19 protein-coding genes and 2 tRNA genes are annotated in these 24,405 nt (G+C 73.8%); 10 read left to right on the top strand and 11 right to left on the bottom strand.

All coding sequences use genetic code 11. The annotated features are described in order from the left end of the window. Window positions 1–207: 207 nt before the first annotated feature. Complete coding sequence (locus QSK20_RS05700) at window positions 208–351, top strand: hypothetical protein (protein ID WP_285787481.1); 144 nt, start codon at window positions 208–210, stop codon at window positions 349–351. Then, window positions 348–1,541, top strand: a complete 1,194-nt coding sequence (locus QSK20_RS05695) for a helix-turn-helix domain-containing protein (protein WP_285787480.1) — start codon at window positions 348–350, stop codon at window positions 1,539–1,541. The genes QSK20_RS05700 and QSK20_RS05695 overlap by 4 nt, the downstream gene beginning before the upstream one ends. Window positions 1,542–1,708: 167 nt before the next feature. On the opposite strand, the gene QSK20_RS05690 is transcribed toward QSK20_RS05695, so the two are convergent. The 4 genes from QSK20_RS05690 to QSK20_RS05675 all read right to left on the bottom strand — a co-directional run bounded on the left by QSK20_RS05690 (window position 1,709) and on the right by QSK20_RS05675 (window position 6,085). After that, a complete protein-coding gene (locus QSK20_RS05690; protein WP_285787479.1) occupies window positions 1,709–2,509 on the bottom strand; it encodes an endonuclease/exonuclease/phosphatase family protein in 801 nt (266 codons plus the stop codon). 9 nt (window positions 2,510–2,518) lie between these two features. After that, complete coding sequence (locus QSK20_RS05685; protein ID WP_285787478.1) at window positions 2,519–4,009, bottom strand: phosphatase PAP2 family protein; 1,491 nt, start codon at window positions 4,007–4,009, stop codon at window positions 2,519–2,521. 77 nt (window positions 4,010–4,086) lie between these two features. After that, window positions 4,087–5,088, bottom strand: coding sequence for a YihY/virulence factor BrkB family protein (locus tag QSK20_RS05680; protein WP_285787477.1), 1,002 nt, complete (start codon window positions 5,086–5,088; stop codon window positions 4,087–4,089). Continuing rightward, a complete protein-coding gene (locus QSK20_RS05675) occupies window positions 5,081–6,085 on the bottom strand; it encodes a diacylglycerol/lipid kinase family protein (RefSeq protein ID WP_285787476.1) in 1,005 nt (334 codons plus the stop codon). The genes QSK20_RS05680 and QSK20_RS05675 overlap by 8 nt, the downstream gene beginning before the upstream one ends. 443 nt (window positions 6,086–6,528) lie before the next feature. On the opposite strand from QSK20_RS05675, the gene QSK20_RS05670 reads away from it, so the two are divergent. Next, window positions 6,529–6,954 (top strand): hypothetical protein, encoded by a 426-nt coding sequence (locus QSK20_RS05670; protein WP_285787475.1) that lies wholly within the window; start codon window positions 6,529–6,531, stop codon window positions 6,952–6,954. A 47-nt stretch (window positions 6,955–7,001) separates the two neighbouring features. Here the strand turns inward: QSK20_RS05670 and QSK20_RS05665 are convergent, their stop codons facing one another. Continuing rightward, the gene (locus QSK20_RS05665; protein WP_285787474.1) at window positions 7,002–7,568 is read right to left on the bottom strand and encodes a Clp protease N-terminal domain-containing protein; all 567 of its coding nucleotides are present in this window, start codon (window positions 7,566–7,568) and stop codon (window positions 7,002–7,004) included. Next, window positions 7,568–7,804, bottom strand: a complete 237-nt coding sequence (locus QSK20_RS05660) for an HTH domain-containing protein (RefSeq protein ID WP_285787473.1) — start codon at window positions 7,802–7,804, stop codon at window positions 7,568–7,570. Before QSK20_RS05660 ends, QSK20_RS05665 begins: the two co-directional genes overlap by 1 nt. Window positions 7,805–8,046: 242 nt before the next feature. Between QSK20_RS05660 and QSK20_RS05655 the strand changes: the two genes are divergently transcribed. The 4 genes from QSK20_RS05655 (at window position 8,047) to QSK20_RS05640 (ending at window position 14,505) form a co-directional block, all read left to right on the top strand. Then, window positions 8,047–10,068 (top strand): endo-1,4-beta-xylanase, encoded by a 2,022-nt coding sequence (locus QSK20_RS05655; protein WP_285787472.1) that lies wholly within the window; start codon window positions 8,047–8,049, stop codon window positions 10,066–10,068. Between the two features lie 187 nt (window positions 10,069–10,255). Beyond that, window positions 10,256–11,086: a universal stress protein gene (locus tag QSK20_RS05650; RefSeq protein WP_285787471.1), complete on the top strand. Its 831-nt coding sequence runs from the start codon at window positions 10,256–10,258 to the stop codon at window positions 11,084–11,086. 136 nt (window positions 11,087–11,222) lie between these two features. Next, window positions 11,223–13,616, top strand: a complete 2,394-nt coding sequence (locus tag QSK20_RS05645) for a phosphoketolase family protein (protein WP_285787470.1) — start codon at window positions 11,223–11,225, stop codon at window positions 13,614–13,616. A gap of 25 nt (window positions 13,617–13,641) precedes the next feature. Then, window positions 13,642–14,505, top strand: a complete 864-nt coding sequence (locus QSK20_RS05640) for a universal stress protein (protein WP_285787469.1) — start codon at window positions 13,642–13,644, stop codon at window positions 14,503–14,505. Window positions 14,506–14,523: 18 nt separating this feature from the next. On the opposite strand, the gene QSK20_RS05635 is transcribed toward QSK20_RS05640, so the two are convergent. Further along, on the bottom strand, window positions 14,524–16,461 hold the full coding sequence (locus QSK20_RS05635) for a heavy metal translocating P-type ATPase (protein WP_285787468.1): 1,938 nt from the start codon (window positions 16,459–16,461) through the stop codon (window positions 14,524–14,526). Window positions 16,462–16,650: 189 nt separating this feature from the next. On the opposite strand from QSK20_RS05635, the gene QSK20_RS05630 reads away from it, so the two are divergent. Next, window positions 16,651–17,652, top strand: coding sequence for an Acg family FMN-binding oxidoreductase (locus QSK20_RS05630; RefSeq protein WP_285787467.1), 1,002 nt, complete (start codon window positions 16,651–16,653; stop codon window positions 17,650–17,652). A gap of 197 nt (window positions 17,653–17,849) precedes the next feature. Beyond that, window positions 17,850–19,478 (top strand): sensor histidine kinase, encoded by a 1,629-nt coding sequence (locus QSK20_RS05625; RefSeq protein ID WP_285787673.1) that lies wholly within the window; start codon window positions 17,850–17,852, stop codon window positions 19,476–19,478. Window positions 19,479–20,234: 756 nt separating this feature from the next. Here QSK20_RS05625 and QSK20_RS05620 read toward each other — a convergent pair. After that, window positions 20,235–20,873, bottom strand: coding sequence for a response regulator (locus tag QSK20_RS05620; RefSeq protein WP_088979992.1), 639 nt, complete (start codon window positions 20,871–20,873; stop codon window positions 20,235–20,237). A 186-nt stretch (window positions 20,874–21,059) separates the two neighbouring features. On the opposite strand from QSK20_RS05620, the gene QSK20_RS05615 reads away from it, so the two are divergent. Continuing rightward, window positions 21,060–22,043, top strand: coding sequence for an Acg family FMN-binding oxidoreductase (locus QSK20_RS05615; protein WP_285787466.1), 984 nt, complete (start codon window positions 21,060–21,062; stop codon window positions 22,041–22,043). Between the two features lie 24 nt (window positions 22,044–22,067). Here the strand turns inward: QSK20_RS05615 and QSK20_RS05610 are convergent. From QSK20_RS05610 to QSK20_RS05600, 3 genes are all read right to left on the bottom strand, one after another. Further along, a tRNA-Val gene (locus tag QSK20_RS05610) sits at window positions 22,068–22,142 on the bottom strand. Between the two features lie 21 nt (window positions 22,143–22,163). Then, a tRNA-Gly gene (locus QSK20_RS05605) sits at window positions 22,164–22,236 on the bottom strand. 81 nt (window positions 22,237–22,317) lie between these two features. Next, window positions 22,318–24,399, bottom strand: a complete 2,082-nt coding sequence (locus QSK20_RS05600) for a hypothetical protein (RefSeq protein ID WP_285787465.1) — start codon at window positions 24,397–24,399, stop codon at window positions 22,318–22,320. Window positions 24,400–24,405 lie beyond the last annotated feature (6 nt).

The following is a 24,405-nucleotide window of genomic DNA, read 5'->3' as shown; positions in this document are numbered from 1 at the left end:
CCTGGTGTCACCGCCCCGACACGCGAGGTCGACCGGAGAGCACGCCCGCCGCTGGGACACCACATCCTCTTCGGAAAGTAGTCGATCGACCGCAGAGTGTGAACAGCCAGTGAGGAGAGGACCGAGATGGCACGTCGTCCCGGTGCCGGCGCAGCCCGGCGACCGCAGGGCCGGGCCGACGAACCTCGGCGGAAGGTGAGAGTGCTCGTGACGTACCAGATCCTGTCGGTCGTGTTCGGCGGGCTGATGCCCGGGTTCCTGCTCGGTCTGCTCGCCTTCCGGGTCAAGTCCCGCTGGTGTCCGCGCTGCGGCGAGTACACCGAACCCGTCCACCCGACGGAGGGGCGATGAACGCGCCCCGCCAGCCCGACCGCCGGGACCTGCCCATCGGGCGACGCGTCGCACAGCTACGCGCTCGGCGCGGCATGAGCCAACAGGTCCTCGCCGACCGGATCGGCCGCTCGAAGAGCTGGGTCGACAAGGTCGAACGCGGCGTCCGTACCCTCGACCGCCTCCCCATGATCGAAACAGTCGCCGCCGTCCTCGGCGTCGCGCCCGGCATCCTGCTCGGCCGGCGCGTCCAGCGCGCACCCGCCACCGACGCCACCACCGCCATCGAACGTGTCCGCGAAGCCCTCGCCAGCCACCACACCCCCGACACCGTCAGCCGCGGCCGGCCGCCGTCCGTCGCCGCCCTCGACCACCAGGTCGGATACGCCTGCACGGCCTACCGCCACGCGCACCACACCCAGGTCCTCAGGATGCTGCCCGACCTGCTCGCCGCCGCCAGTCCCGCCCACCACCCGGCCTCGACAGCCAGCGCTCTCCTCCTGGTGCGCATCTACCGGCTCACCGCCCAGACGCTGGTCAAGCTCGGTGAGCCGCACCTCGCCTGGCTCGCCGCCGACCGGGCCATGACCGCCGCAGCCGGAGACCCCTGCCGCACGGCCCTGGCCGCCGTCCCCCTGGCCCAGGCGCTGCGCACGCTCCACCGGGGCCGGCTGGCGCTGACCGTCGCCACCACCGCCGTACGCCCCCTCAATGTGACCCCGGACCACCTCGCCCTGGCCGGGACGCTCCTCACCGAAGCCGCCCTCGCCGCTGCCACCTGCGGCGACCCCACTGCCGTGGACGACCTCACCGACCGCGCCGCCCACCTCGCCGCTCACACCGCGCACCAGCACGACGACGGCTTCGGGCCGATCGTGGTCGACCTGGCTCGCGCGCTGGCCGCCGCGCACCTGGGAGACAACCACCTCGCCGTCACCCTGCACCACCGGGCCACCACCACCGACGCCTGGCACCGGCTACCCGCCGAACACCGCGCCGCCCACCTCGTCGACATCACCCGGGCCCACCTCGACCTCGGCGACCACCACGCCGCCGGCCGCGCCCTGCTCACCGCGGACCGGATCGCCCCCGCCGAGGTACGCCTCCGACCCGCCGCCTTCGCCGTCCTGACCGCCGTACTCCGCGCCGGCCCCACTCCCGCCGACCTCACCCGCCTCGCCGCCACCATCGGCCTGGCCGGGTCGCCCTGATGGGCCGGTGCGGGTCGCGTATTCTCTGCGGCCCGGTCTGGGCGCATGGACGGGGCAGCTCCAAAGCGTGCCGATCGGGTACGTTCCTCGGCTTGGAGGACCGCAAGTGGGGCACCAGAGGACAGCACGGCGCTCAGCAGTGAGACCGTCGGCGCGGGGGATGCCGGTCAGGCCGGGGTGAGGTCGAGGTCCACGACGACCGGGTAGTGGTCGGAGGCGTACTCGGTCGCGCCGCCCCGCACCACCCGGCAGTCGCGGGCGCGGGCGGCCAGCGCGGGCGTACCGAAGAGGTAGTCCAGGCGCATGTCCGAGAACTCCGCGCCCCCGCCGTACCGGGTCGGCGCGGTCTCCGGCTCCCCGGAGCCGGCGTGGGTGAACAGGTCGACCAGGCCGGCCCGGTGCAGCCGGGCCACCGCGCGGGTCTCCGCCGTCCGGCCGTCGGAGCGCAGGTGCCGCCGCCGGTACGCCGCCGGCAGCCGGGTGGTCCGCGCCCGGTGGTCGACGCCCGGTTCGAGGGTGTTCAGGTCCCCGGCGAGCAGCGCGGACTCCCCCGGCGCCCGGCGCAGCGCGGCGACCAGCCAGCCCGCCTCCCACAGTCGCCGACGCCCGCAGTAGGGGTCGAGGTGGGCGCTGATGACGGTCAGCGGTCCGGCCCCGGCGGTGGCGAGGGTGACCCGCGCCGCGGCGTGGTGGAACGGCCGGCGCACTCCGGCGGCGGTGAGCACCCGCCACGGCGGTCGGACCAGCACCGCCACCGGCTGGCCGAACCAGCTCCGGGCCAGGTGCGCCCGCATCCCCACCGCGTCGCCGAAGCGCTCCGCCACACCGGGCGCGTCGAAGCCGCGCAGTTCCTGGAGGGCGAGGACGTCCGGCCACTGCTCGCCGACGACCCGGACCAGCCGGTCCCGGCGGTCGGCGGCGCGGTCCCGGCCGCCGGTGCGGACGTTCCAGGTCATCACCCGCAGCATGACGGCGGTTCAGTCGACCCGACCGGCCTTGACCAGCTCGTCGTCGAGGGTGTGCACGTCCTCCGACTCGATCGCGGGTCGGTTGCCCTCGGCCACGTCGGCGTTGGGGCGGACCACCCAGTAGAGCAGGCCGATCCAGCACGCGGTGAGCATCATCGCGCCCATGAAGTCGGTCGGGTGGTGCATGCCCCGGTACATTCGGGAGATCGCCACCCCAAGCGGCATGACCACGGCGAGCCCGACGAACACCCAGCGCCACCAGCGGTCCGTGCGCGGGAACACGACGATCGCGATGGCCACCCAGAGGCAGAGCGTCGCGGCGATGTGGCCGGACGGGAAGGACGAGGTGGGCATCGGCCCGTCCAGGTTCTCGATCGGCGGGCGGGGCCGGTCCACCGCCGCCGAGCTGGCCAGGAAGAGGCTCAGCTCGCCGAACATGGTCAGCGCCACGAAGAGCACCGGTCGCCAGCGCCGCCACACGGCCAGCACCAGCGGGCAGAAGACCAGGGAGATCAGCAGGATGGCGTGGGTGTCGCCGACCTTGCTCCACCAGTAGCTGAGGTCGTCGCGGCCCGGGGTGCGCTGCGCGTCGAACCACTCCGGCACGGCGCGGTCCATGGTGGCGAAGAAGGTGCCGTCGGCGTGGTAGCTGACGAAGGTGCCGAAGCCGTACAGCACGCCGAGCACCAGCACCCAGCCGATGATCAGCTCGGCCACGCCGGCCCGGGGGTGGGGCAGCAGCCGCTCCTCGTCGGGCGCGGGCGCGACGTCGTGCGCGGCCTCCGGTTCCAACCCCTCCTCGATCGGTACGGCGGGCCGACCGCGTTCCAGCCGCCACAGCCGGAACGCGTACGCGGTGACCGCGAGCCAGACCGCGCCGAGCAGCCAGGCGCCGAGCACGTCGGAGACGAAGTGGACGCCGAGCGCGATCCGGGTGAAGCCGATCAGGGCCACGATCAGCGCGGTGAGCGCGATGGCCGGCCTGCGCCACCGGCGGGACATGGCGGGCAGGAAGACCAGCAGCAGCGCGCCGTACGCCACCATCGAGCCGAGCGCGTGCCCGCTGGGGAAGCTCTCCCCGGAGTAGGTGCCGATGGGCACCTCGACCTCGGGCCGCAGCCGGTCGACCAGGGCCTTGACCGTCGGGTCGAGGATGAGCGCGCCGGCCCCGGTGACCAGCAGGTAGACCGCGAGCCGCCCCTGCTTGCGGATCAGCAGGCCGACCACCCCGACCGACACCAGCCAGAGGATCACCGCCAACCCGCCGAGGTCGGTGACCGCGTTCAGCACGGTGACCAGCGGGCCGTGCGGGGCGATCTGCTCGTTGAGCCAGGCGGCGATGCCGTGGTCGACGTCGTAGAGGGGGGTCCACCGGCTGCGGACGGCGACGAGCAACACCCCGAAGGCGACCCCGGCACCGAGGACCAGCGCCAGTCCGGCGAGGCTCCGTTCGGTGAAGTGTCCCAGGGGTCGACGCAGAACCTCTCTGACCGTGGTCACGCCCAGCCTCCCTTTTCGCCTCTGGCGAGGCGATGTACCCGAACGGCCGGTTCGGTACACGCTCCCCGGGCGCGGGGTCAGAGCGCGGTCATCTCCCCGGTGTCGTGGATCTGTTCCCGGTGCGAGTCCGGCTCCCAGAGGTCCGGTTGGGCGGGCTCCTGCACGCCGATACGCAGCGCCTCCAACTGGGCGGCGAAGGCCAGCCCGCCGAAGAGCGCCATGCCGGTGAGGTTGGCCCAGAGCAGCAACGCCATCATTCCGGTCAGCGGGCCGTACGTCTGCCCGAAGTTGTCGCCGAAGGCGACGTAGCCGGCGAGCAGCAGGCTGGCCAGCCACCAGAGCACGGTGGCGATGGCCGCCCCGAAGAACAGCCAGGACAGGCCGGGCTGCTTGCGGCGCGGCGCGTGCCGGAACAGCACGGCGACGGCGAGGACGGTCAGCCCGAGGCTCAGCGGCCAGCGCAGCACGCTCCACACGCCGTGCGCGGCGTCGCCCCAGGCGTAGTGCCGGCGTACCGAGTCGCCGATCGCGCCGCCGCCGACGAGGATGAGGAAGCCGACCAGCGCCGGCAGGCCGGCGGTGACGGCGAGCACGGCGGCCCGCAGGTACTTCCACAGTGCCGGGCGGTCCCGCTCGACGCCGTAGATCCGGTTCGCGCCCCGCTCGATCTGGGCCATGGTGGAGGTCAGCGCGACCAGGCCGGTCAGCAGGCCCAGGGTCAGCGCCAGTTCGCCGACCCGTTCGGTGCGTTCCCGGTCGCTGAGCAGTTCCTTGACCATGTCGTCGCTCGCGCCGGGGCTGAGCGCGAGGACGGTGTCCGCGACGACCTCGCCGCCCTCCTCCACCCCGAGTTCGCTGATCAGGCCGGTCAACGCGATCATGAACGGCACCACGGCGAGGCAGAGCTGGAAGGCGAAGGCGCGGGCGTGGCTGAAGCCGTCGCCGTAGCGGAACCGGACGAAGGCGTCCCGCAGCAGGGTCCAGCTGCCCTCACGGCGCAGGGTGTGCCAGGCGTCGTCGGCGGAGAGTTCCTCGTCCGCCATGCACCGGGTCTCGGGGACGATCCGGGTGCTACTCACCGCGTGCCTCCTCGACCCGGCGTTCACCCCGCTCCGCCACCGCGTCGGCGTCCTCGGTCAGGTCGGGTGCCTGCGCCGGGCGCGGTACGCAGAGCCACAGCGCCCCGGGGCGGACCTCCACCCGCAGCGACCGGCCGGGTTCGATCAGGTCGCCGTCGAGTTCCCGGGGCTGCGCCCGGTTGCTGGTGATCTCGACGCGTCGGCACCGGAGGACCTCCATCCGGGGCACCCGGTCGCGGCGGCGTACCACCGCCCAGCCGAGTTCCAGCCAGTGCCGCAGCGTGCGTGGGGTGAGCACGGCCACGTCGAGGTAGCCGTCGTCCGGTTCCGCCTCGGTCAGCAGGGTCACCCCGCCCTGGAGCCGCCCGACGTTGGCGACCAGCACCGACTTGGCGCGGCGGCGCAACGGAGGCCGGTCGTCCACCCGGATGCTGACCTTCATCGGCCGGTCCCGCAGGTGGCGGGCGGCGCCCATGACGTACGCCGGCCAGCCGATACGCGCCTTGGTGGTCTCGGAGGTGTCGGCGAGCATCTGGGCGTCGAAGCCCATGCCGGCCATCACCACGAAGTGGTGCCCGTCGACCGCCCCCACGTCGAGTCGGCGGCGTCCCTGCTCGACGGCCACCTCCAGCCCGGCGGCGAGGTCGCCGGAGAGACCGAGGTTCGCCGCGAGCAGGTTGCCGGTGCCCTGTGGCAGCACGGCCAGGGCCACCTCGGTGCCGACCAGCCCGCTCACGCAGGACATCACCGTGCCGTCACCGCCACAGGCGAAGACGACGTCCACCCCGGCCGCGACGGCCTTCTCGGTCTGGCCGCGACCCGGGTCCTCGACGGTGGTCTCGTACCAGAGCGGCTCGGCCCAGCCCGCGGCGGTCAGGGTCTCGTCGACGACGCGCCGCAGCTCGTCGAGATCGGCGACCTTGACCGGGTTGACCACCACGGCGGACCGCAGCCCGGCCCGGTCCGCCCCGCGCCGCCCACCCTCTCCAGCATCCACGGCGTCAGTGTGCAGCAATGTGGCGGTGGCAGCGACCCGGCAGCGCCCGTCGTCGAGCACACCACAAAAAGGTTTCCGGCGGGCTCCTGGTGGTCAGGAGCCCAAGCGCCGCTGCGAGGCGCCCGCCGTCGTCACGTTCCACCCGTTTGGAGCGTCCCGGAAATCGGAAATCGGGCGACCGGCCATCAGCAGTTGATTAACACTTACAATTCCGGCAACGCCGGCTGGTCGGACATCGGGTGGAAATGGCGGGAAGCAACGACGGACGTTGCGCTGGCCAGGCAGCGGATATAGCCTGGTGTCCGATCAGGACGCCGAAGCGTGGGCAACGGCGAAAAGCGGCAGGAGAAAAAGTGTTCAGACGTGCTGCCCAAATTTTTCTGACATTGATTCTCGCCTTTTTTGGAACGAGTCTGGCCGCCTCGCCGGCATACGCATTCGACGTGATCTGCCCGATCGAGGTCGGGGACGGTTCCTGCGGTGGCGGCGGCGACCCGGGCGGCGGCGGTGGCGGCTACACCACCTACACCTTGCAGGGTGCCATCGAGAACCAGGGGTACGAGACCAGCGGCTACGGCAAGCGGGTGAAGATCCGGGGCTACTCGCGGTTCGCCGATTCGAGCAACAACCGGGTCGACGCCGACTACATCAACGTGCGGTGTTACGCCTACGACATGCTCGGCGGCTACACGACCGGCTACGACGCCGAGAACAACGGCGCACTCGTCGACATCAAATTCGCCTCGAACTACGTCTACGGCGTCGCCGGTGGGGGCTACCGCACGATCACGGTGACCTGCTCCCACTACGCGGAGAAGAACGGCGTGCAGTACAACGCGACAAGCAACACCCAGATCGACATCCCCTGACCGTGGGAAGCGACCTGGCGGCGGCGCGGAGCCGCCGCCAGTTCCCGTCAGGCCGCCGCCCGCACCGCCACGTCGACGTGGTGGCGCAGGTCACGTAGGTCCACCCCGGCCTCGGCGAGCACCTGACCGGCCAGGCCGGCACGCTCGTGCCGCAGCCCGAGCAGGATGTGCTCGGTGCCGATGTGCCGGTGCCGCAGGTGCAGCGCCTCGCGCAGGGACAGTTCCAGCACCTTCTTGGCCCGGGGCGAGAACGTGCCCCCCTCCGAGCGCCGCCACCAGCCCCGGCGGCGCGACGGTGGGGCGGGGCGACGCAGCACGCCCGGCCCGAAGGCCTCCTCCACCCGCGCCTCGATGGCGGCCAGGTCGATCCCGATCTGCCGCAGCGCGTCGGCGTCCGCCGCACCGAGCACCGCGCCCCGGTCGACCTGCGCGACGATCCGGGCGCGCAGCCCGTCGGCCGGAAGACCGAGGTCGGCGAGCACCTGGGTGGCCAGCGCGTCGGGATCGGCGAGCAGCGCCAGGAGCAGGTGCTGGGTGTCGACCGGCTGCGCACCGGCCTCGTCCCGGGCCCGCCGGACCACCTCGCGGGCCCGGTGGGTGAACCGTTCGAACATCACGCCTCCCTGGAGTGCTCGACCGCCGGACGCCCGGCGTGCTTCTTGTGGACCGCCTGCCGGCTGACCTCGAGCGCGTCGGCGATCTCCTGCCAGGACCAGCCCGCCCGTCGGGCGTTGTCCACCTGGACCACCTCCAACCGCTCCAGCAGCCGGCGCAGGGCGAGCACGGCCCGCAGCCCGACCCGGGGGTCGGCGCTGCCGGCCGCGGCCGCGAGTTCCGTCGCCTGACTCATGCCGTCAATCTACGTTGACAATCCCTCCACTGTCAACGTCGGTTGACAGGCTCTGGTGCGGTCGCGCGGTGATCCGTACCATCGAGGCGCGTCAGCGGCATCCCGGCACGGGTGCCGCCTGCGGAGCGGGACCACCCCACCGGCATGCGGGCTCATGCCGGTCGACCGGCGTGCGGTCCCCGCGTCCACCTCCCATCGACGCCCCCGCGCGCACCCACCGCGAACCACCGGAAGGACAATCCATGCGCGCTGTGACGCGCCACCGTCGGGCGTTGCCGGGCCTGCTGGCCCTGGCCGCCCTCGCCACCGCCGCCCTCGCCGCCGTGCCGCTGACCGGCCCGCCCGCCCACGCCGCCGACCCCGTCGTGGTGGTCGACGCGACCTTCGAGGACGGCACCACCCAGGGCTTCCGGGCCCGGGGCGGGGAGACCGTCGCGGTCAGCACCGCCGCCGCCCACGGCGGCACCCGCAGCCTGCTCGCCTCCGCACGGACCGCGAGTTGGCAGGGCCCCACCCTCGACCTGCTGGACAAGATGGTCCAGGGCAAGCGCTACGAACTGTCGATCTGGGTCCGGCTCGCCGCCGGCCAGTCCCCCGCCCAGGTCCGGCTCAGCGTGCAACGCGACGCCGACGGCACCTCCGCCTACGACCAGGTGGTCGGCAACACGGCGGTCACCGCCGACACCTGGGTCCGGCTGCGCGGCACCTACGTCCTCGCGCACGACGTGGACGGCCTGTCCGCGTACGTGGAGACCGCCAGCGGCACCGCCGACCTGCACGTCGACGACTTCACCCTGTCGTACCAACCCACCAAGCCGGTGCAGACCGACATCCCGGCGCTGCGCGACGTCCTCGCCGACGACTTCCCGATCGGGGCGGCGATCAGCAACCGGCAGATCATCGGCGACCAGGCCACCCTGCTGCGCCGGCACTTCGACACGGTGACCCCGGGCAACGCGCTCAAGTGGGACGCCACCCAGCCGACCGAGGGCACCTTCCGCTGGGCCGACGCCGACGCGCAGGTCGACTTCGCCACCACCAACGGCCTGGCCGTCCGGGGGCACACCCTGGTCTGGCACCAGCAGACCCCGGCCTGGGTGTTCACCGACACCGACGGCACCCCGCTGACCTCCGACCCGGCCGACAAGGCGCTGCTGCTGGAGCGGCTGGAGACGCACATCCGCACCGTCGTCGGCCGGTACGGCGACACGATCGGCGTCTGGGACGTCGCCAACGAGGTGATCGACGAGAACCAGGCCGACGGCCTGCGCCGCAGCCGGTGGCACGAGATCACCGGCCTGGACTACCTGCGCACCGCCTTCCGGGTGGCCCGCCAGGTCGCCCCGAGCGCGAAGCTCTACATCAACGACTACAACACCAACGTGCCCGCCAAACGCGACAAGCTGCGGAACCTGGTGAGCCAGCTGCGCGCCGAGGGCGTGCCGGTCGACGGGGTCGGGCACCAGATGCACGTCAACGTCCAGTGGCCGTCGGTCGCCGAGACCGAGGCGATGCTCCAGGCGTTCGTGCCGCTCGGCGTGGAGCAGCAGGTCACCGAGATGGACATCAGCATCTACACCAACAACAACGAGTCCTTCCCGACGCCGCCCGCCGACCGGCTGCTCACCCAGGCGTACAAGTACCGGGACCTGTTCGCCCTCTACCGCCGCTACGCCGACGAGCTGACCTCGGTGACCCTCTGGGGACTCGCCGACGACGACACCTGGCTGGACACCTTCCCGGTGGCCCGCAAGGACGCGCCGCTGCTCTTCGACACCGAACTCCAGGCCAAGCCGGCCTACTGGGGGATCGTCGACCCGACCCGGATCACGCCGACCCCGTCGCCCACGGTGAGCCCCTCCCCTACCGGCACACCCACCCCCTCGCCCACGGTCAGCCCCTCCCCCACCGGCACACCCACGCCGGGCCCCACCGGCGGGGTGGACTCCTGCCGGGTGACGTACGCCGTCACCAACCAGTGGTCGGGCGGCTTCCAGGCGACCGTCCGGGTCAGCAACACCGGCACGCGGGCCCGCACCGGCTGGACGCTGCGGTGGAGCTTCCCGGACGGGCAGCGGGTCACCCAGCTCTGGAACGGCACCCACCAGCAGTCCGGCGCCGACGTGACGGTCTCACCCGCCTCCTGGAACGGCACCCTGCCGGGCGGCGGGACGGTCGAGGTCGGCTTCCTCGGCAGCTGGTCCACGGCCAACACGCACCCGTCCGCGTTCTCCCTCGACGGCCTGCCCTGCCTCCGCGGCTGAGCAGTCACCGCCCCGCCGGGTGGTAGGAGGGGTCCCCTGTTACCGCTTTTTGCCGAGCAGGGGACCCCTGCACACACCCGGGCACACCCCCAGCCGGTGGCTCCGGTTCCGCCGACTCGCCCTGACGGCGGCGACCGCGCCACTACTGTCGGCGGTGAAAGGGTGACGGCCGGGAGGTGACGCGACCATGAGCGCAGCCGCCGACGCGCCCGTGGTGGTCGGGGTCAGCGGGTCGGAGGAGAGCCTGCCGGTGGTCCGGCTGGCCGCCCGGGAGGCGGCCGAGCACGGCCGGCGGCTCTGCGTGCTGCACGCCTTCAACTGGGAGGCGGCCCTGGCCGCGCCGAGTCTCGCCGGGGCCCGGACCGAGGCCGAACGGGCGATCACCCGGGCCGTCGGGGCGGCCCGTGAGGTGGCCGCCGACCTGCTGGTGGACGCGCACGTCGTCGAGGGTGCCGCGGTGGCGGTGCTGCTGCGGCAGTCCGAGTCGGCCTTCCTCGTCGTCGTCGGTGACGGCGGCATGACCACCCGGGACTGTGTGTCGCCCGAGGCGGCGGCCGTTCAGGTGGCCTCCCGGGCCGGCTGCCCGACCCTGGTGGCCCGACTCGACCCGCCCCCGGCGGGACCGGTCCTCGTCGGACTGGACGGCTCGGCCACCTCCCGGTTCGCGCTGGACTTCGCCCTCGACTGCGCAGCCCGGCACGACGGCCGGCTCCGCGTGGTCCGGGTGGTCGAGCCGAACGGCGACGGGACGCGCACCGAGCAGGAGGTCGCCGACCTGCTCGCCGAGAAGGGGTCGGGGCATCCCACGGTCACCGCCGAGCCGACGGTGCTGCGCGGCGATCCCGGCCGGATGCTGGTCGAGCAGTCCTACTCGGCCCGGCTGGTGGTGGTCGGCACCCGGGGCGACCAGCCGTGGCGGGGCCTGCTCGGCGCGGTCAGCCAGTCGCTGCTGTACCACGCGCCCGCCCCGGTGGTGTTCATCCGTGGGGTCACCGACGTACCCCTGGAGACGACGTGACCAACGGGTCGTCCCGCCCGGTGGGTCCGGGACCAACGACCCTGCTTCCACGACAGCGGGCCGGCGAGGCTGGATCCGCCGGACGAATCCGCCGTTCCGGATGCAGGATCCCCCGACCCGCGAGAGGCTTGCGCAGATGGACACCGCTCTGGAGCTGCCCGCGCCGCTGACCGACGACGAGCTTCGCCGGCTGGACGCCTACTGGCGGGCGGCCAACTACCTGACGGTCGGCCAGATCTACCTGCTGGACAATCCCCTGCTGCGGGAGCCGCTGCGTGTCGAGCACGTCAAACCCCGGCTGCTCGGCCACTGGGGCACCAGCCCCGGCCTGAACCTGCTCTACGCGCACCTCAACCGGTTGATCGTCGACCGTGACCTGAGCGCCGTCTTCGTCACCGGCCCCGGTCACGGCGGCCCGGCGCTGGTGGCGAACACCTGGCTGGAGGGCACCTACAGCGAGCGGTACCACTCGGTCGGGCGGGACGAGGCCGGCATGGCCCGGCTGTTCCGCCAGTTCTCCTTCCCCGGTGGCATCCCCAGCCACGTGGCGCCGGAGGTGCCCGGCTCCATCCACGAGGGCGGCGAGCTGGGGTACGCCCTCAGCCACGCCTACGGCGCCGCGTTCGACAACCCCGACCTGCTGGTCGCCTGCGTGATCGGCGACGGCGAGGCGGAGACCGGCCCGCTGGCCGGCAGCTGGTTGTCCAACGTGTTCCTCAACCCGGCCCGCGACGGGGCGGTCCTGCCGATCCTGCACCTCAACGGCTACAAGATCGCCAACCCGACGGTGCTGGCCCGGATCCCCACCGACGACCTGCTCGCCATGCTGCGCGGCTTCGGCCACGAGCCGTACGTGGTCGAGGGGGACGACCCGGCGCGGGTGCACCAGGCGCTCGCCGCCACCCTGGACCGGGCGGTCGACGAGATCGCCGCCATCCAGCGCCGCGCCCGCTCCGGGGAGGCGGTCGGCCGACCCCGCTGGCCGATGGTCGTCCTGCGCACCCCGAAGGGCTGGACCGGCCCGGACGTGGTCGACGGCAAGCAGGTCGAGGGGACCTACCGGGCCCACCAGGTGCCGCTGTCGAACATCCGGGACAGCCCCGAGCACCTGGCCGCGCTGGAGCGCTGGCTGCGGTCGTACCGGCCGGAGGAGCTCTTCGAGGCCACCGGCGCGCCGGTGGCCGAGCTGACCGCGCTGCCCCCGACCGGGGACCGGCGGATGAGCGCCAACCCGGTCGCCAACGGCGGGCAGGTGCTGCGTGACCTGGTCCTGCCGGACTTCCGGAAGTACGCGGTCGACGTGCCCGCACCGGGCACGCCCGGTGTCGGCGCGACCGGCGTCCTCGGTCCCTGGGTCCGCGACGTGATCACCGCCAACCCGCAGACGTTCCGCCTGTTCGGTCCGGACGAGGTCGCCTCGAACCGGCTCGGCGCGGCGTTCGAGGTCACCGACCGGGTGTTCGTGGCCGACACCGACCCCGACGACGACCACCTCGCCGCCGACGGACGGGTGATGGAGGTCCTCTCCGAGCACCTGTGCCAGGGCTGGCTGGAGGGCTACCTGCTCACCGGGCGGCACGGCGTCTTCACCAGCTACGAGGCGTTCATCCACATCGTCGACTCGATGGTCAACCAGCACGCCAAGTGGCTGAAGGTGACCCGCGGCATCCCCTGGCGGATGCCGCTCGCCTCCCTGAACTACCTGCTCTCCAGCCACGTGTGGCGGCAGGACCACAACGGCTTCTCGCACCAGGACCCGGGCTTCATCGACCACGTGGTCAACAAGAAGGCCGAGGTGGTCCGGGTCTACCTCCCGCCGGACGCGAACACCCTGCTCTCCACAATGGACCACTGCCTGCGCAGCCGGCACTACATCAACGTGGTGGTCGCCGGCAAGCAGCCCGCGCCGAACTGGCTGACCATCGACGAGGCCGTCCAGCACTGCCGGCGCGGCCTGGGCATCTGGGACTGGGCCAGCACCGACGAGGGCAGCGAACCGGACGTGGTGCTCGCCTGCGCCGGGGACGTGCCGACGTTGGAGACCCTCGCCGCCGCCGACCTGATCCGTCGGCACCTGCCCGACCTGAAGGTCCGGGTCGTCAACGTGGTCGACCTGATGCGGCTCCAGCCGCCGTCGGAGCACCCGCACGGGCTGCCGGACAACGAGTTCGACACCATCTTCACCCGGGACAAGCCGATCATCTTCGCCTACCACGGCTACCCGTGGTTGATCCACCGGCTCACCTACCGCCGGACCAACCACGGCAACCTGCACGTGCGCGGCTACAAGGAGGAGGGCACCACCACCACGCCGTTCGACATGGTGATGCTCAACGACCTGGACCGCTTCCACCTGGTCATCGACGTGATCGACCGGGTGCCGGGGCTGGCCGCCCGGGCCGCGCACCTGCGGCAGGAGATGGTCGACGCCCGGCAGGAGTGCCGCGACCACACCCGGCGCTTCGGCGAGGACGACCCCCGGGTGGCGGAGTGGCGCTGGGTCCGCGAGACCGACCCGACGAACCGGTAGTGACCACGAACGAGAGGCAGGCATCATGAGCGACGAGGAGATTGTGGTCGGCTACGACGGCTCCCCGGACGCGGCGGCCGCCCTGACCTGGGCGCTGGCGGAGGCCGGACGGACCGGGCAGCCGGTGCGGCTGGCGTACGTGTTCGAGTGGTTGACCGTGGGGGGATGGATCGGCCCCGGCATCGCCCCCGGCGCGTGGCCGGACGCCGCCGCCCGGCAGCAGGTGGAGCAGCTCGTGCAGCAGGCGGTCACCGACGCCGCCACGGCCAACCCGGGGCTGACCGTGCACGGCGAGGTGTTCGACGGGCCGCCCGCGCTGGTGCTCCAGGAACGCTCCGCCGAGGCGGCCCTGCTGGTGCTGGGCAGCCGGGGCCACGGCGGCTTCACCGGCCTGCTGACCGGCTCGACCGCCGTGTCGGTCACCGCCCACGCGCACTGCCCGGTCGTGGTGGTCCGCCGGGACACCCCGACCGCCACCGGGAAGCGGGTCGTGGTCGGGGTGGACGGTTCGGAGACGTCCCTGGTCGCGCTCGGCTTCGCGATGGAACGGGCCGCCGGGCGCGACGCCCCGCTGCACGCGGTGCGGGCCTGGGCCCCGACCCAGTGGCGGGCCCAGGGCTTCGACCCGGACGAGGCCCAGGCGACCGAGCAGGCCAGCCTGGAGGAGTCCCTGCGGCAGTGGCGGGAGAGTTTCCCGGACGTCCCGGTGACCACCGAGGTGCTCTCCGGCAACGCCGCGTCCACGCTGGTGGAGGCGAGCCGGGACGCGCAGCTCGTGGTGATCGGCACCCGGGGCCGGGGCGGTCTGCGCGGGGCGCTGCTCGGGTCGGTCAGCCAGCAGGTGCTCCAGCACGCGCACTGCCCGGTGGCGGTGATCCGCCAGCGGTGACCGGCGACCGCCGGTCATTCACCCCGGGCCGGTGGAGCCGCCGTCGGATCGGGCGGGGCCGCCCCCGTCCGATCCGTCCCGGGCCGGGTACGCGCCACCGCCGAGCGCCCGCAGCGCGTTGAGGATCACCACCACGTCGATGCCCTCCTGGAGGAACGCCCCCGCCACCGGCGGCAGCCGACCCGCCGCCGCCACGAATATCGCCACCACCGCCAGCGCCATCCCGACGGTGGCGCTCTGCACCGCGATCCGGCGGGCGTGCCGGGCGATCTCGACGGCGTCGGCGAGCCGGTCCAACCGGTCCACGGTCAGCACCGCGTCGGCGACGTCGGCGGAGGCCCGCGCCCCGGTGGCTCCCATCGCCACCCCCACGTGCGCCTCGGCCAGCGCGGGGGCGTCGTTCACCCCGTCGCCGACCATCACCGTCACCGCCCGCCGGGCCTCCTGACGGACCCGGTCGGCCTTCTCCCCCGGCGGGCACTGGGCCACCACGTCGTCCACCCCGACCGTCCCGGCGACCTGTTCGGCGATACCCGGCCGGTCGCCGGTGAGCATCACCAGTCGGGTCAGCCCGGCCCGCCGCAGCCGCCGCACGGTGTGCGGGGCGTCCGGTCGGACCGGGTCCTCCAGCAGGACCACGCCGAGCGGCCCCTGCTCGCCGCTGATCCAGACCGCGGAGCGGCCGGTCCGTTCGGCCTCCTCGCGCACCCGGCACGCCCAGTCGGGCAGCCCGTCGGCGAGCTGGCCGACCCGGACCACCCGGCCGTCCACCCGCCCCCGGACCCCGCGACCCGGTTCCTCGGTCACCTCGGTCGGCTCGGCCAGCGTCAGGCCCCGTTCCCGGGCCTGCCGGACCAGCGCCGCCGCCAGCACGTGCGGGGAGAGCTGCTCCACCGAGGCGGCCAGCCGCAGCACCTCGTCGGGGTCACCGCCGGGCGCGGTGACCGTCTCGGCCGCCCGGGGCCGGCCGGCGGTGAGCGTCCCGGTCTTGTCCAACAGCAGGGTACGGGCCCGGCCGAGCAGTTCCAGCGACCCGCCGTCACGGACCAGCACCCCGCGCCGGGCCGCCCGGGACAGCCCGGAGACGATCGCGATCGGCGTGGCCAGCAGCAGCGGACACGGCGTCGCCACCACCAGCACCGCCACCGCCCGGACCAGGTCACCGGCGAGGAGCCCGGCCAGCCCGGCCAGGGTCAGGGTGAACGGCACGAACGCCGCCGCGTACCGGTCGGCCAGGCGCACCATCGGCGCCTTCCGGGCGGTCGCCTGCTCGGCCAGGCGGACGATCCCCGCGTACGTGCTGCCCGCCGCGTTGCGGGTCGCCCGCAGCCCGAAGCCGGCCCCGGCGTTGACCACCCCGCTGGGCACGCGCTCCCCCGCCGTCCGCTGCACCAGGCGGGACTCCCCGGTCACCACCGACTCGTCGAGGGTGGCCGGTTCCTCCACCGTGCCGTCGACCGGCACCACGTCCCCGGGGCCGACCAGCAGCCGGTCACCCGCCGCCACCACGTCCAACGGCACCTGCTCGATCCCGCCGCCGGGCCGGCGGCGTCGGGCCGTCCGAGGGGCGTGGGCGAGCAACGCGCGCAGATCCCGGGTCGCCCGGTGCTGCGCGTACGTCTCCAGCGACCGGCCGGTGGCCAGCATCAACGCCACCACCGCGCCGGCCAGGTACTCCCCGACGACCAGCGCCCCGGCCAGCGCGAGCACGGCGACCACGTCGACGCCGAACCGCCGGTGCCACAGCTGCCGCAGCATCGACCCGGCGGCCGGCACCAGGGTCAGTACGGTCGCTGCGGCCCACAGCAGGCCCGCGACCTCCCGCCGCCCGGCCAGCCAGAGACCCGCGCCGACCAGCACCACGAGAGTGAGACCGGCCAGCGGCAGCCACTCCCGCCCGCGCCCGCGTCGGCCCGCGCCGACCGGCCGCTCCGGGACGCACTCGCTCTCCGCCACCCGTGGATCGTCTCAACCGCGACGGCGGCGGACCCCGGATCCGCCACTGTTCGACCGGGCCGAAGGACCCCCGGCCCGGGACCGGTGGCACCGTGCGGAGCCGGCCACCGTGGCGCAGGATGGAGCCGCAAGCTCACCCGGAGCACCACCCGGGTACGGCACGATGGGGTGGAGACGAAAGGTCGCAACATGAGCCACGAGACGCCGGCACGCCCGCTGACCACCGCGTACGCGGAGGCCGCCGCCACCGCCGGCTACGCCCCCTCGGTGCACAACACCCAGCCCTGGAGCTGGCGGGTGCTGCCCGACGCGTTGGAACTGCGGACGGCACCGGAACGGCGGCTCGCCGCGACCGACCCGGAGGGGCGGCTGCTCGCCCTGAGCTGCGGCGCCGCCCTGCACCACGCCCGGGTGGCGCTCGCCGCCGAGGGCTGGGCGCCGGCGGTGGAACGCCTGCCCGACCCGGCCGACCCCGACCTGCTGGCCCGGATCACCGGCTCCCGCCGGGCGGAACCGGAGCCGGAGGCGATGCGGTCGGTGCAGTGCATGCAGGTCCGGCACACCGACCGTCGCCCGGTCAGCGAGGAGCAGGTGTCCACCGCCGCCATCGGCGAGATCACCCGGGCCGCGGGCACGGCGGGCGGGCGGATGCAGATCCTCGACCGCGACCAGGTGCTGGAGCTGGCCGCCGCCGCGTCGCACGCCGAGTCGGTCGAGGCGGAGGACCCGCAGGTACGCGAGGAACTGGCGTACTGGACCAGCCGCGCGGAGAGCGGCCTGGGCCTGCCGCCGGAGGTGCTGCCCGAGCAGACGCCGCAGACCACCGTCCCGGCCCGGGACTTCGGTCGGGCCGGCACCCTGCCGATCGGCGCCGGCCACGACCGGGCCGCCGTGTACGCGCTGCTCTACGGTGACGAGGACGAGCCGGACAGCTGGCTGCGGGCCGGCGAGGCGCTCTCCGCCGCGTGGCTGGCCGCGACCCGACTCGGGGTGTCCGTGGTGCCGCTGAGCGGTGTGGTGGAGGTGGCCGGCACCCGCCAGACCCTACGCCAACTGCTGGCCGGGATGGGTTTCCCGTACCTGGTCCTGCGACTGGGCATCGCCGACCCGGCGCACGCCGGTCCGCCGCACACCCCCCGGCTGCCCACCGCCCAGGTGGTGGACACCTCCGCCGTCGAAGGGCGGCCCTGACCACGGGAGTCGCGTCCCGGTGCGGTCGTGGGGGCGGTCACCGCGCGCTCACGGGGTCGTCCGCCACGGTCACCGGGCGGTAGCATCCCCCGGTGGCCGCAGCCGTCCCGAACCCGTCGCCCGAGCCGCAGCAGGGCGTCCCGTCGTTGGGGTTGAGCCCGCTCTCCCGGGTCCGCCTCGACGAACTGCTCCAGGAGATGCTCGACCGGGTCGGCGACGTGGTCGCCAGCCGGGAACGGCTCCGCGCGCTGCTCGACGCGGTCGTCGGCATCAGCACCGACCTCGACCTGCACAGCACCCTGGAACGGATCGTCCGGTCGGCGTGTGAGCTGGTCGGGGCCCGCTACGGCGCGCTCGGCGTGATCGGGCCGGACCGGATGCTGCACGACTTCATCGTGCACGGCATCTCCCCCGAGCTGCACGCGCGGATCGGCGACCTGCCCCACGGACGGGGCGTGCTGGGGCTGCTCATCGACGACCCGCGTCCGCTGCGCATGCCCGACATCACCCAGCACCCGAGGTCGTACGGGTTCCCGGCGAACCACCCGCCGATGCACACCTTCCTCGGCGTCCCGGTCCGCATCCGCGACCAGGTCTTCGGCAACCTCTACCTCGCCGAGAAGCAGGGCGGGACGGAGTTCACCGAGGACGACGAGGAGATCGTGGTGGCGCTCGCCGCGGCGGCCGGCGTGGCGATCGAGAACGCCCGCCTCTACGCGCTGGCCCACCGCCGGGAACGCTGGCTCGCCGCGACCGCCGAGATCACCTCGGTGCTCCTCGGCGAGGTACGCCGGACCGACGCGCTGGCCCTGGTGGCCCGCCGGGCCCGCGAGGTCGCCGAGGCGGAACTGGCGCTGGTGCTCCTCTACGACGAGGACGGCGACCAGTTCACCGTCGAGGTCGTGGACGGTGCCGGCGACCGGGTGCGGGAACTGCTCGGGGCGGTCCTCCCGGCCCGGGAGACCACGTTCCGCGGATCGGTCACCGAGCACCGGCACGAGCTGGTCGAGAACCTCGCCGAGGCCGCCCCCTGGCCCGCGCCGGTGACCGCCGGACCGGCGGTGGTGTCCCCGCTGGCCGCCGGGGACACCCTGCACGGCGTGCTGGTCACGGCGCACCTGCCGGACCGGGACGGCACCACCGACGACGACGTGGCGCTGCTGCGCAGCTTCGCCGGTCAGGCCGCGCTGGCCATGGAACGTGCCCGGGGGCAGGAGGAGCGGGAACTGCTGGTGGTCCTGGAGGACCGGGAGCGGATCGCCCGGGACCTGCACGACGTGGTGATCCAGCGGTTGTTCGCCACCGGGTTGCAGTTGCAGAGCGCCGCGCCGATGTCCTCCCGCCCGGACGTGGCCAAGCGGATCAACGCCGCCGTGGACGACCTCGACGCCACCATCCGGGACATCCGGCGCACCATCTTCGAGCTACGGACGCCGATGAGCGCGGCGCTGCGCACCGACATCCGCGAGGCGATCGAGGCGGCCGCCGAGTCCCTCGGATACCGCCCGGGGCTGGACCTGGTCGGGCCGATCGACAGCGCGGTACCCGAGTCGATCCGGCCGGACCTGCTGGCCGTCCTGCGCGAAGGGCTCTCCAACGCGGTGCGCCACGCGCGGGCCGACCGGGTCGGCGTGCGGGTGCTGGTCGACGCGGGCCGCGTGACGGTGACCGTCACCGACGACGGCGTGGGCACGGATCCGTCCGCCGCCCGCAGCGGGCTGGTCAACCTGCGTGAGCGGGCCGAGCGGCTCGGCGGCGAGTTCGTCGTCCGTCGGGTGGATCCGCACGGCACCGAGCTGTGCTGGAGTGTCCCGCTCGGCGACTGACCCGCCCCGCCAGCTCTCCTTGCGGGTTCCCGCCGCTCTGCCGGCCCCGCTCTGCCGGCCCCGTCCGGCCGGTCCCGTCCGGCCTGGTCCTCCGCGCTCGGGCCACGACCACCGGTCCCCGCCACCGGGCCACGGCCGCCGGTACCCTCGGCTACCCGGTCTGTCGTGCCCGGTCTGCCTTGCCCGGTCTGCCTTGCCCGGTCTGCCTTGCCCGGTCTGTCGTGCCCGGTCTGTCGTGCCCGGTCCGGCGAGCGCCACCGGGTCGGGGGCATCACCTCGCGGACGCTGTGGAGCTGCCCGCACAGACGGGGCAGACATGCCCGCTCGGCGACCACGGCTGGGCGATGAGGGCGTTGGGCGATGAGGGCGTTGGGCGATGACGGCCACTCGCCGCCCACCGACCGACCGGCGCCACCCGCCGTCGGTCGCCCCGTCGCCACTCACCCCCGACCGGCGCCACCCGCCGTCGGTCGCCCCGTCGCCACTCACCCCCGACCGGCGCCACCCGCCGTCGGTCGCCCACTCCGTTTTGGCGCCCTCGCCCCTGACGCAACGCGCGGGACGGTCGACCCGGGTGGTGGGCAACGAGCGGATCGCCCGCGAGCGCTCTTCCCCTCTTGGCTGGGCGCACCGACGGGGCAGCTCGACAGCGTCCCCCGGGTCAGTGTCTTCCCCCGGTCGGACCTGGCACGTGATCGCTTCGGGCTCGGTCGGCCGGAGCGTCCGGGTGCCGCCCCGGTGTGCCCGCCCGGTCGCTCAGTTCCGCTGGCCGAGAAGTCGGGTGGCCAGCACCGCCGCCTGGGTGCGCCGTTCCAGACCGAGCTTGGCCAGCACGCTGGAGACGTAGTTCTTGACGGTCTTCTCGGCGAGGAACATCTTGCCGGCGATCTCCCGGTTGGTCAGCCCCTCGGCGACGTACTCCAGGATCCGCCGCTCCTGCTCGGTGAGGGACTGGAGCTCGCGGGGCTGTTCCACCCCGCTGCGGATGCGGTCCAGCACCCGGGTGGTGATCGCCGGATCGAGCAGGGACTGCCCGGCCGCCACCCGGCGGACCGCGTCCACCAGGTCGGTGCCCCGGATCTGCTTGAGCACGTAGCCGGCGGCCCCCGCCATGATCGCCGCGAACAGCGCCTCGTCGTCCTCGTACGAGGTGAGGATCAGGCCCTTGATCGACGAGTCGACGGCCCGGACGTCCCGACAGACGTCGATGCCGTTGCCGTCGGGCAGCCGGGCGTCGAGGATCGCCACGTCCGGACGGAGCGCGGGAATCCGGCGCGCCGCCTCCTGGGCGGAGCCGGACTCACCGACCACCTCGATGTCACCGCTGTTGGTGAGCAGGTCGGCGAGGCCACGACGGACGACCTCGTGGTCGTCGAGGAGAAACACCCGGATCATCCCTCGTTTGTACCCCGTCGGGCGGGGCACGCACACGGGCCGAAGGTCCCGAACACCGAACCCGCCGGCGGGTAGCTGGTCCCGCCGGGTGGGGACGTCCGGCCCTGCCCGGTGACCCCGTCGACGACGCACCGTGGAGACGAACCTGGAACAGCCACCGCACGACCGCCCGAAGGGACCAACGCCATGGACGTCGGCTACACCGTCGAGCAGCTGCGCGCCGCGGCGGCGGACGCCGTCCGGGCACCGTCGCTGCACAACACCCAGCCGTGGCGGTTCCGGCTGCACGAAGGGGGCATCGAGGTCGTCGTCGACTCGGCCCGCCGGCTGCCCGCCACCGACCCGAGCGGCTGGGGAACCCGGATCGCCTGCGGGGCGGCCCTCTACAACCTGCGGCTCTCCCTGGCGGCGGCCGGCACCCCGGCGTCGGTGCGGCTACGGCCGTACCCGGCCGAACCGGATGTGGTGGCCCGGCTGGTGCCGGACGTGCCCCGCCGCCCCACCCCGACCGAGCAGAGCCTGCACGCCGCCATCCCGCGCCGGTTCAGCAACCGCCGGCCGTTCCGGCCCGACCCGGTGCCGGCCGACCTCCGTTGGCGGCTCGGCGAGGCGGCCCGGGCCGAGCAGTGCTGGCTCGAACTGGTCATCGGCACCAGCGCGGTCAACGCTCTCGGCGAACTCGCCCACAGCGCGCACCGGGTACTGGAACGGGATCCGGCCTACCGGGCCGAGCGGGTCGAGTGGACCCGCGCCGAGCCGGCGCCCGACGGCGTGCCGGCCACGGCCGGCGGCCCGCAGAGCGAACCGCAGGACCTGCTGCCGCAGCGCGGCTTCGGCGCCCTCCACCGGACGCCCGGACGCGACTTCGAGCCGGAACCCCTGGTCGCCGTGCTCGTCGCGGCCGGCAACACCGCCACCGACCAGATCGTCGCCGGACAGGCCCTGCAACGGGTGCTGCTGACCACCACCGACGCCGGCCTGGCCGTGTCGTTGCTCTCCCAACCGATCGAGGTGCCCGGGGCACGCGAGCGGCTGCGCCGGTCCGTGGGCCGGTTCGGCACCCCGCAGATGGTCATGCGGATCGGGTACGGCCAACCGGGGCGACCCACCGCCCGCCGGAGCGTCGACGAGGTGCTGGACCTGCCGATGGCACACGTCGCGGAGAGGTAGCCGACATCTACTGCAATGCACTGCTGGTGGGCGATACTGGGTTTGAACCAGTGACCTCTTCCGTGTCAAGGAAGCGCGCTCCCACTGCGCCAATCGCCCGAGCCCCAGAGGCGGGCCGCGAGCGGACGACGGGATTCGAACCCGCGACCCTCACCTTGGCAAGGTGATGCGCTACCAGCTGCGCTACGTCCGCACGTCCCCGGTGTGTCCCGGTGACGGGATGAACTCTACCCGAACACAAGATCAGCCCGAAACCGGGTATCCCCCACCGGGCTCAGCCCTGACCCCACCCCGGTCCCTGCGGTGGCTCCGGCTGCTGCCGCTGTCGAGGCGGCTGCGGCGGGACCGGCGGCGGTGGTGCCGTAGGCCCGGACGGCGCCCCGGGCCGAGGCGCCGGCTGCTGGTGCGGCACCGGACCGCCCGCGCCCCAGCCCGGCAGCACCCCGGCGGCGGCCTGGTCCGGCGAGGTCGGCTGCGAGACGATCGGCGCCGGCTGCGACAGCGTGACCTGACCCGGCACCCCGGAGACCGGATGCGCGGCCTCCCCGGCGGGCGGCAGCGGCACCGCCGGCAACGGGTCCATCGTCATCCGGGGCAGGGTGACGATCTCCGGATTGCACTCCACCGCCTGCACCACCGAACCGCGCCCCTCCCCCTTCACCAGGAGCAGGGCATAGTCCGGCAGGTCCTGCAACACGCGGGGCTCGACGGCGTACTCGTACACCCGCTGCGCGGAGGCGGCGTCGCTCCAGTTCGTCCCGCTCGCCACCGACTGCGTCTGACTCCAGGTCCGACTCCGGCTCCAGTTGCGGCTCCGCTGCTTGATCAGCGACTTCCCCTCGCCCCGGGACCCCTCGCTGCCCCCCTCGGTCTCCGACCCGCCCTCGGAGTTCGCCAACGTGTGCGTCTGGTCCCCGCCCAGCGTGCGGGTCAGTCCACTGAGCACGAACCGGTGCTGCCGGCCGATGAACTCCGCCGCCTGCTGCGCCTCCCGGTGGTTGCCCAGCCGCATGAACGCCACCTCGCCGCCGCCGAGCGCGTGCAGCGACTGCTCCCGCAGGTGCGCGAAGAAGAGCACCAGACGGATCCCGCGCCGCTCGCAGAGCGTGCCCAACCGCTCGATCTGCCGGTGGTGCAGGTCGTCCGCGCCGACCAGCACGATCGACCCGCCGCTGATCGCCTCCCGGCTCACCCGCCGGATCAGCCACTGCACCAGCAGGTCCTTGAGCAGGTCGTGCTGGGCGCTGCGGCCGTCCCGGTCGGCCACCAGGCAGGACAGCTCGGCGGTGGGCGGCCCCCCGGCGGCCTGCCCCAACCCCGTCAGCGGACGCAGGAAGCTCTCCAGCCGGCGTACGTGCTGGTGGGCCTGCCGGCGGGCCTCCTCCGGCATCAGCCCCGCCACCAGCGCGCACTCGATCTCGCTGAGCGCCGGCTGGCCCGGCCGGTCGGTCAGCACCCGCAGTCCGGCGACCAGCCGCGCGATGCTCACGTCCTCGCCGAGCACCTCGCAGAGCTCGCCCAGCAGCATCGTGTCCCGGTGCCGGTCCGCCCGGTCACCACCGGTGCCCTCGCCGTACATCGACTCGACCAGCAGGTCGACCAGTTCCCGCGCGGAGAGGCCGGCGAGCAGGTCCAGATCGCGCAGGCCGGACGGGAACCCGGTGACCCGCACCGAACGGCCGGTCTGCTCGGCCAGGGTCATCAGCTCGCCGCAGAGCGCCTCACCGGTGAAGTCCACAAGCGTCATCGGCCCGCGGGTGCTGAGCAACGAGCCCCCGAAGACGGTCAGCAGCGCCTCCCAGCCGTAGCTGGTGCCGCCGACCACGTCGATCCGGCGGGTGCCCGGGGACGGGGTCGCCGCCCCCCACTCGTACATCTGCGCCAACGCCTGCTGCTGGTGGTGCTCGAAGGCCGCGCTGCGCGCGTCCCACCCGGCCCTGGCCTGCTCGTACGTGGTGCGGACCTGCTCCTGGGCGGTGGCCAGGTCCCGCTCGGCCTGCCGCTTGAGCAGCCAGACGACCGCCGCCCCGCCGAGCCCGCCGAACGCCGAGAGGATCATCAGGAACATCACGAACGCGCCGACCGGCTCGCCGAGGGCGGCGCCGAACCGCTGGCAGCAGCCGAACAGCACCGCCAGTCCGAGACCGACCCCCAGCGCCACCCCCATCCGGCGCATCGCCCGCTCTCTCGCCGCGGCGGCCCGGGTGACCAGCTCCGGCGGGACGACCCCGGGCACCGGCGGCGGCTCGGGGAACCGCCGCCGGTAGAGGCTGGGGTCCTGGTAGATCCAGCCGAACCGCTCACCGGGCACGGCGAGCCGGGGCAGCGGGTTGTCTCGGTGCGCGATCTCGGTCATGGGGCA

Origin of the sequence: Micromonospora sp. NBRC 101691 (assembly GCF_030269285.1) — a bacterium.
GTDB classification, from domain to species: domain Bacteria; phylum Actinomycetota; class Actinomycetes; order Mycobacteriales; family Micromonosporaceae; genus Micromonospora; species Micromonospora echinospora.
The sequence above is the reverse complement of the archived record's forward strand: the minus strand, read 5'-3'. Positions and strand labels throughout refer to the sequence as shown.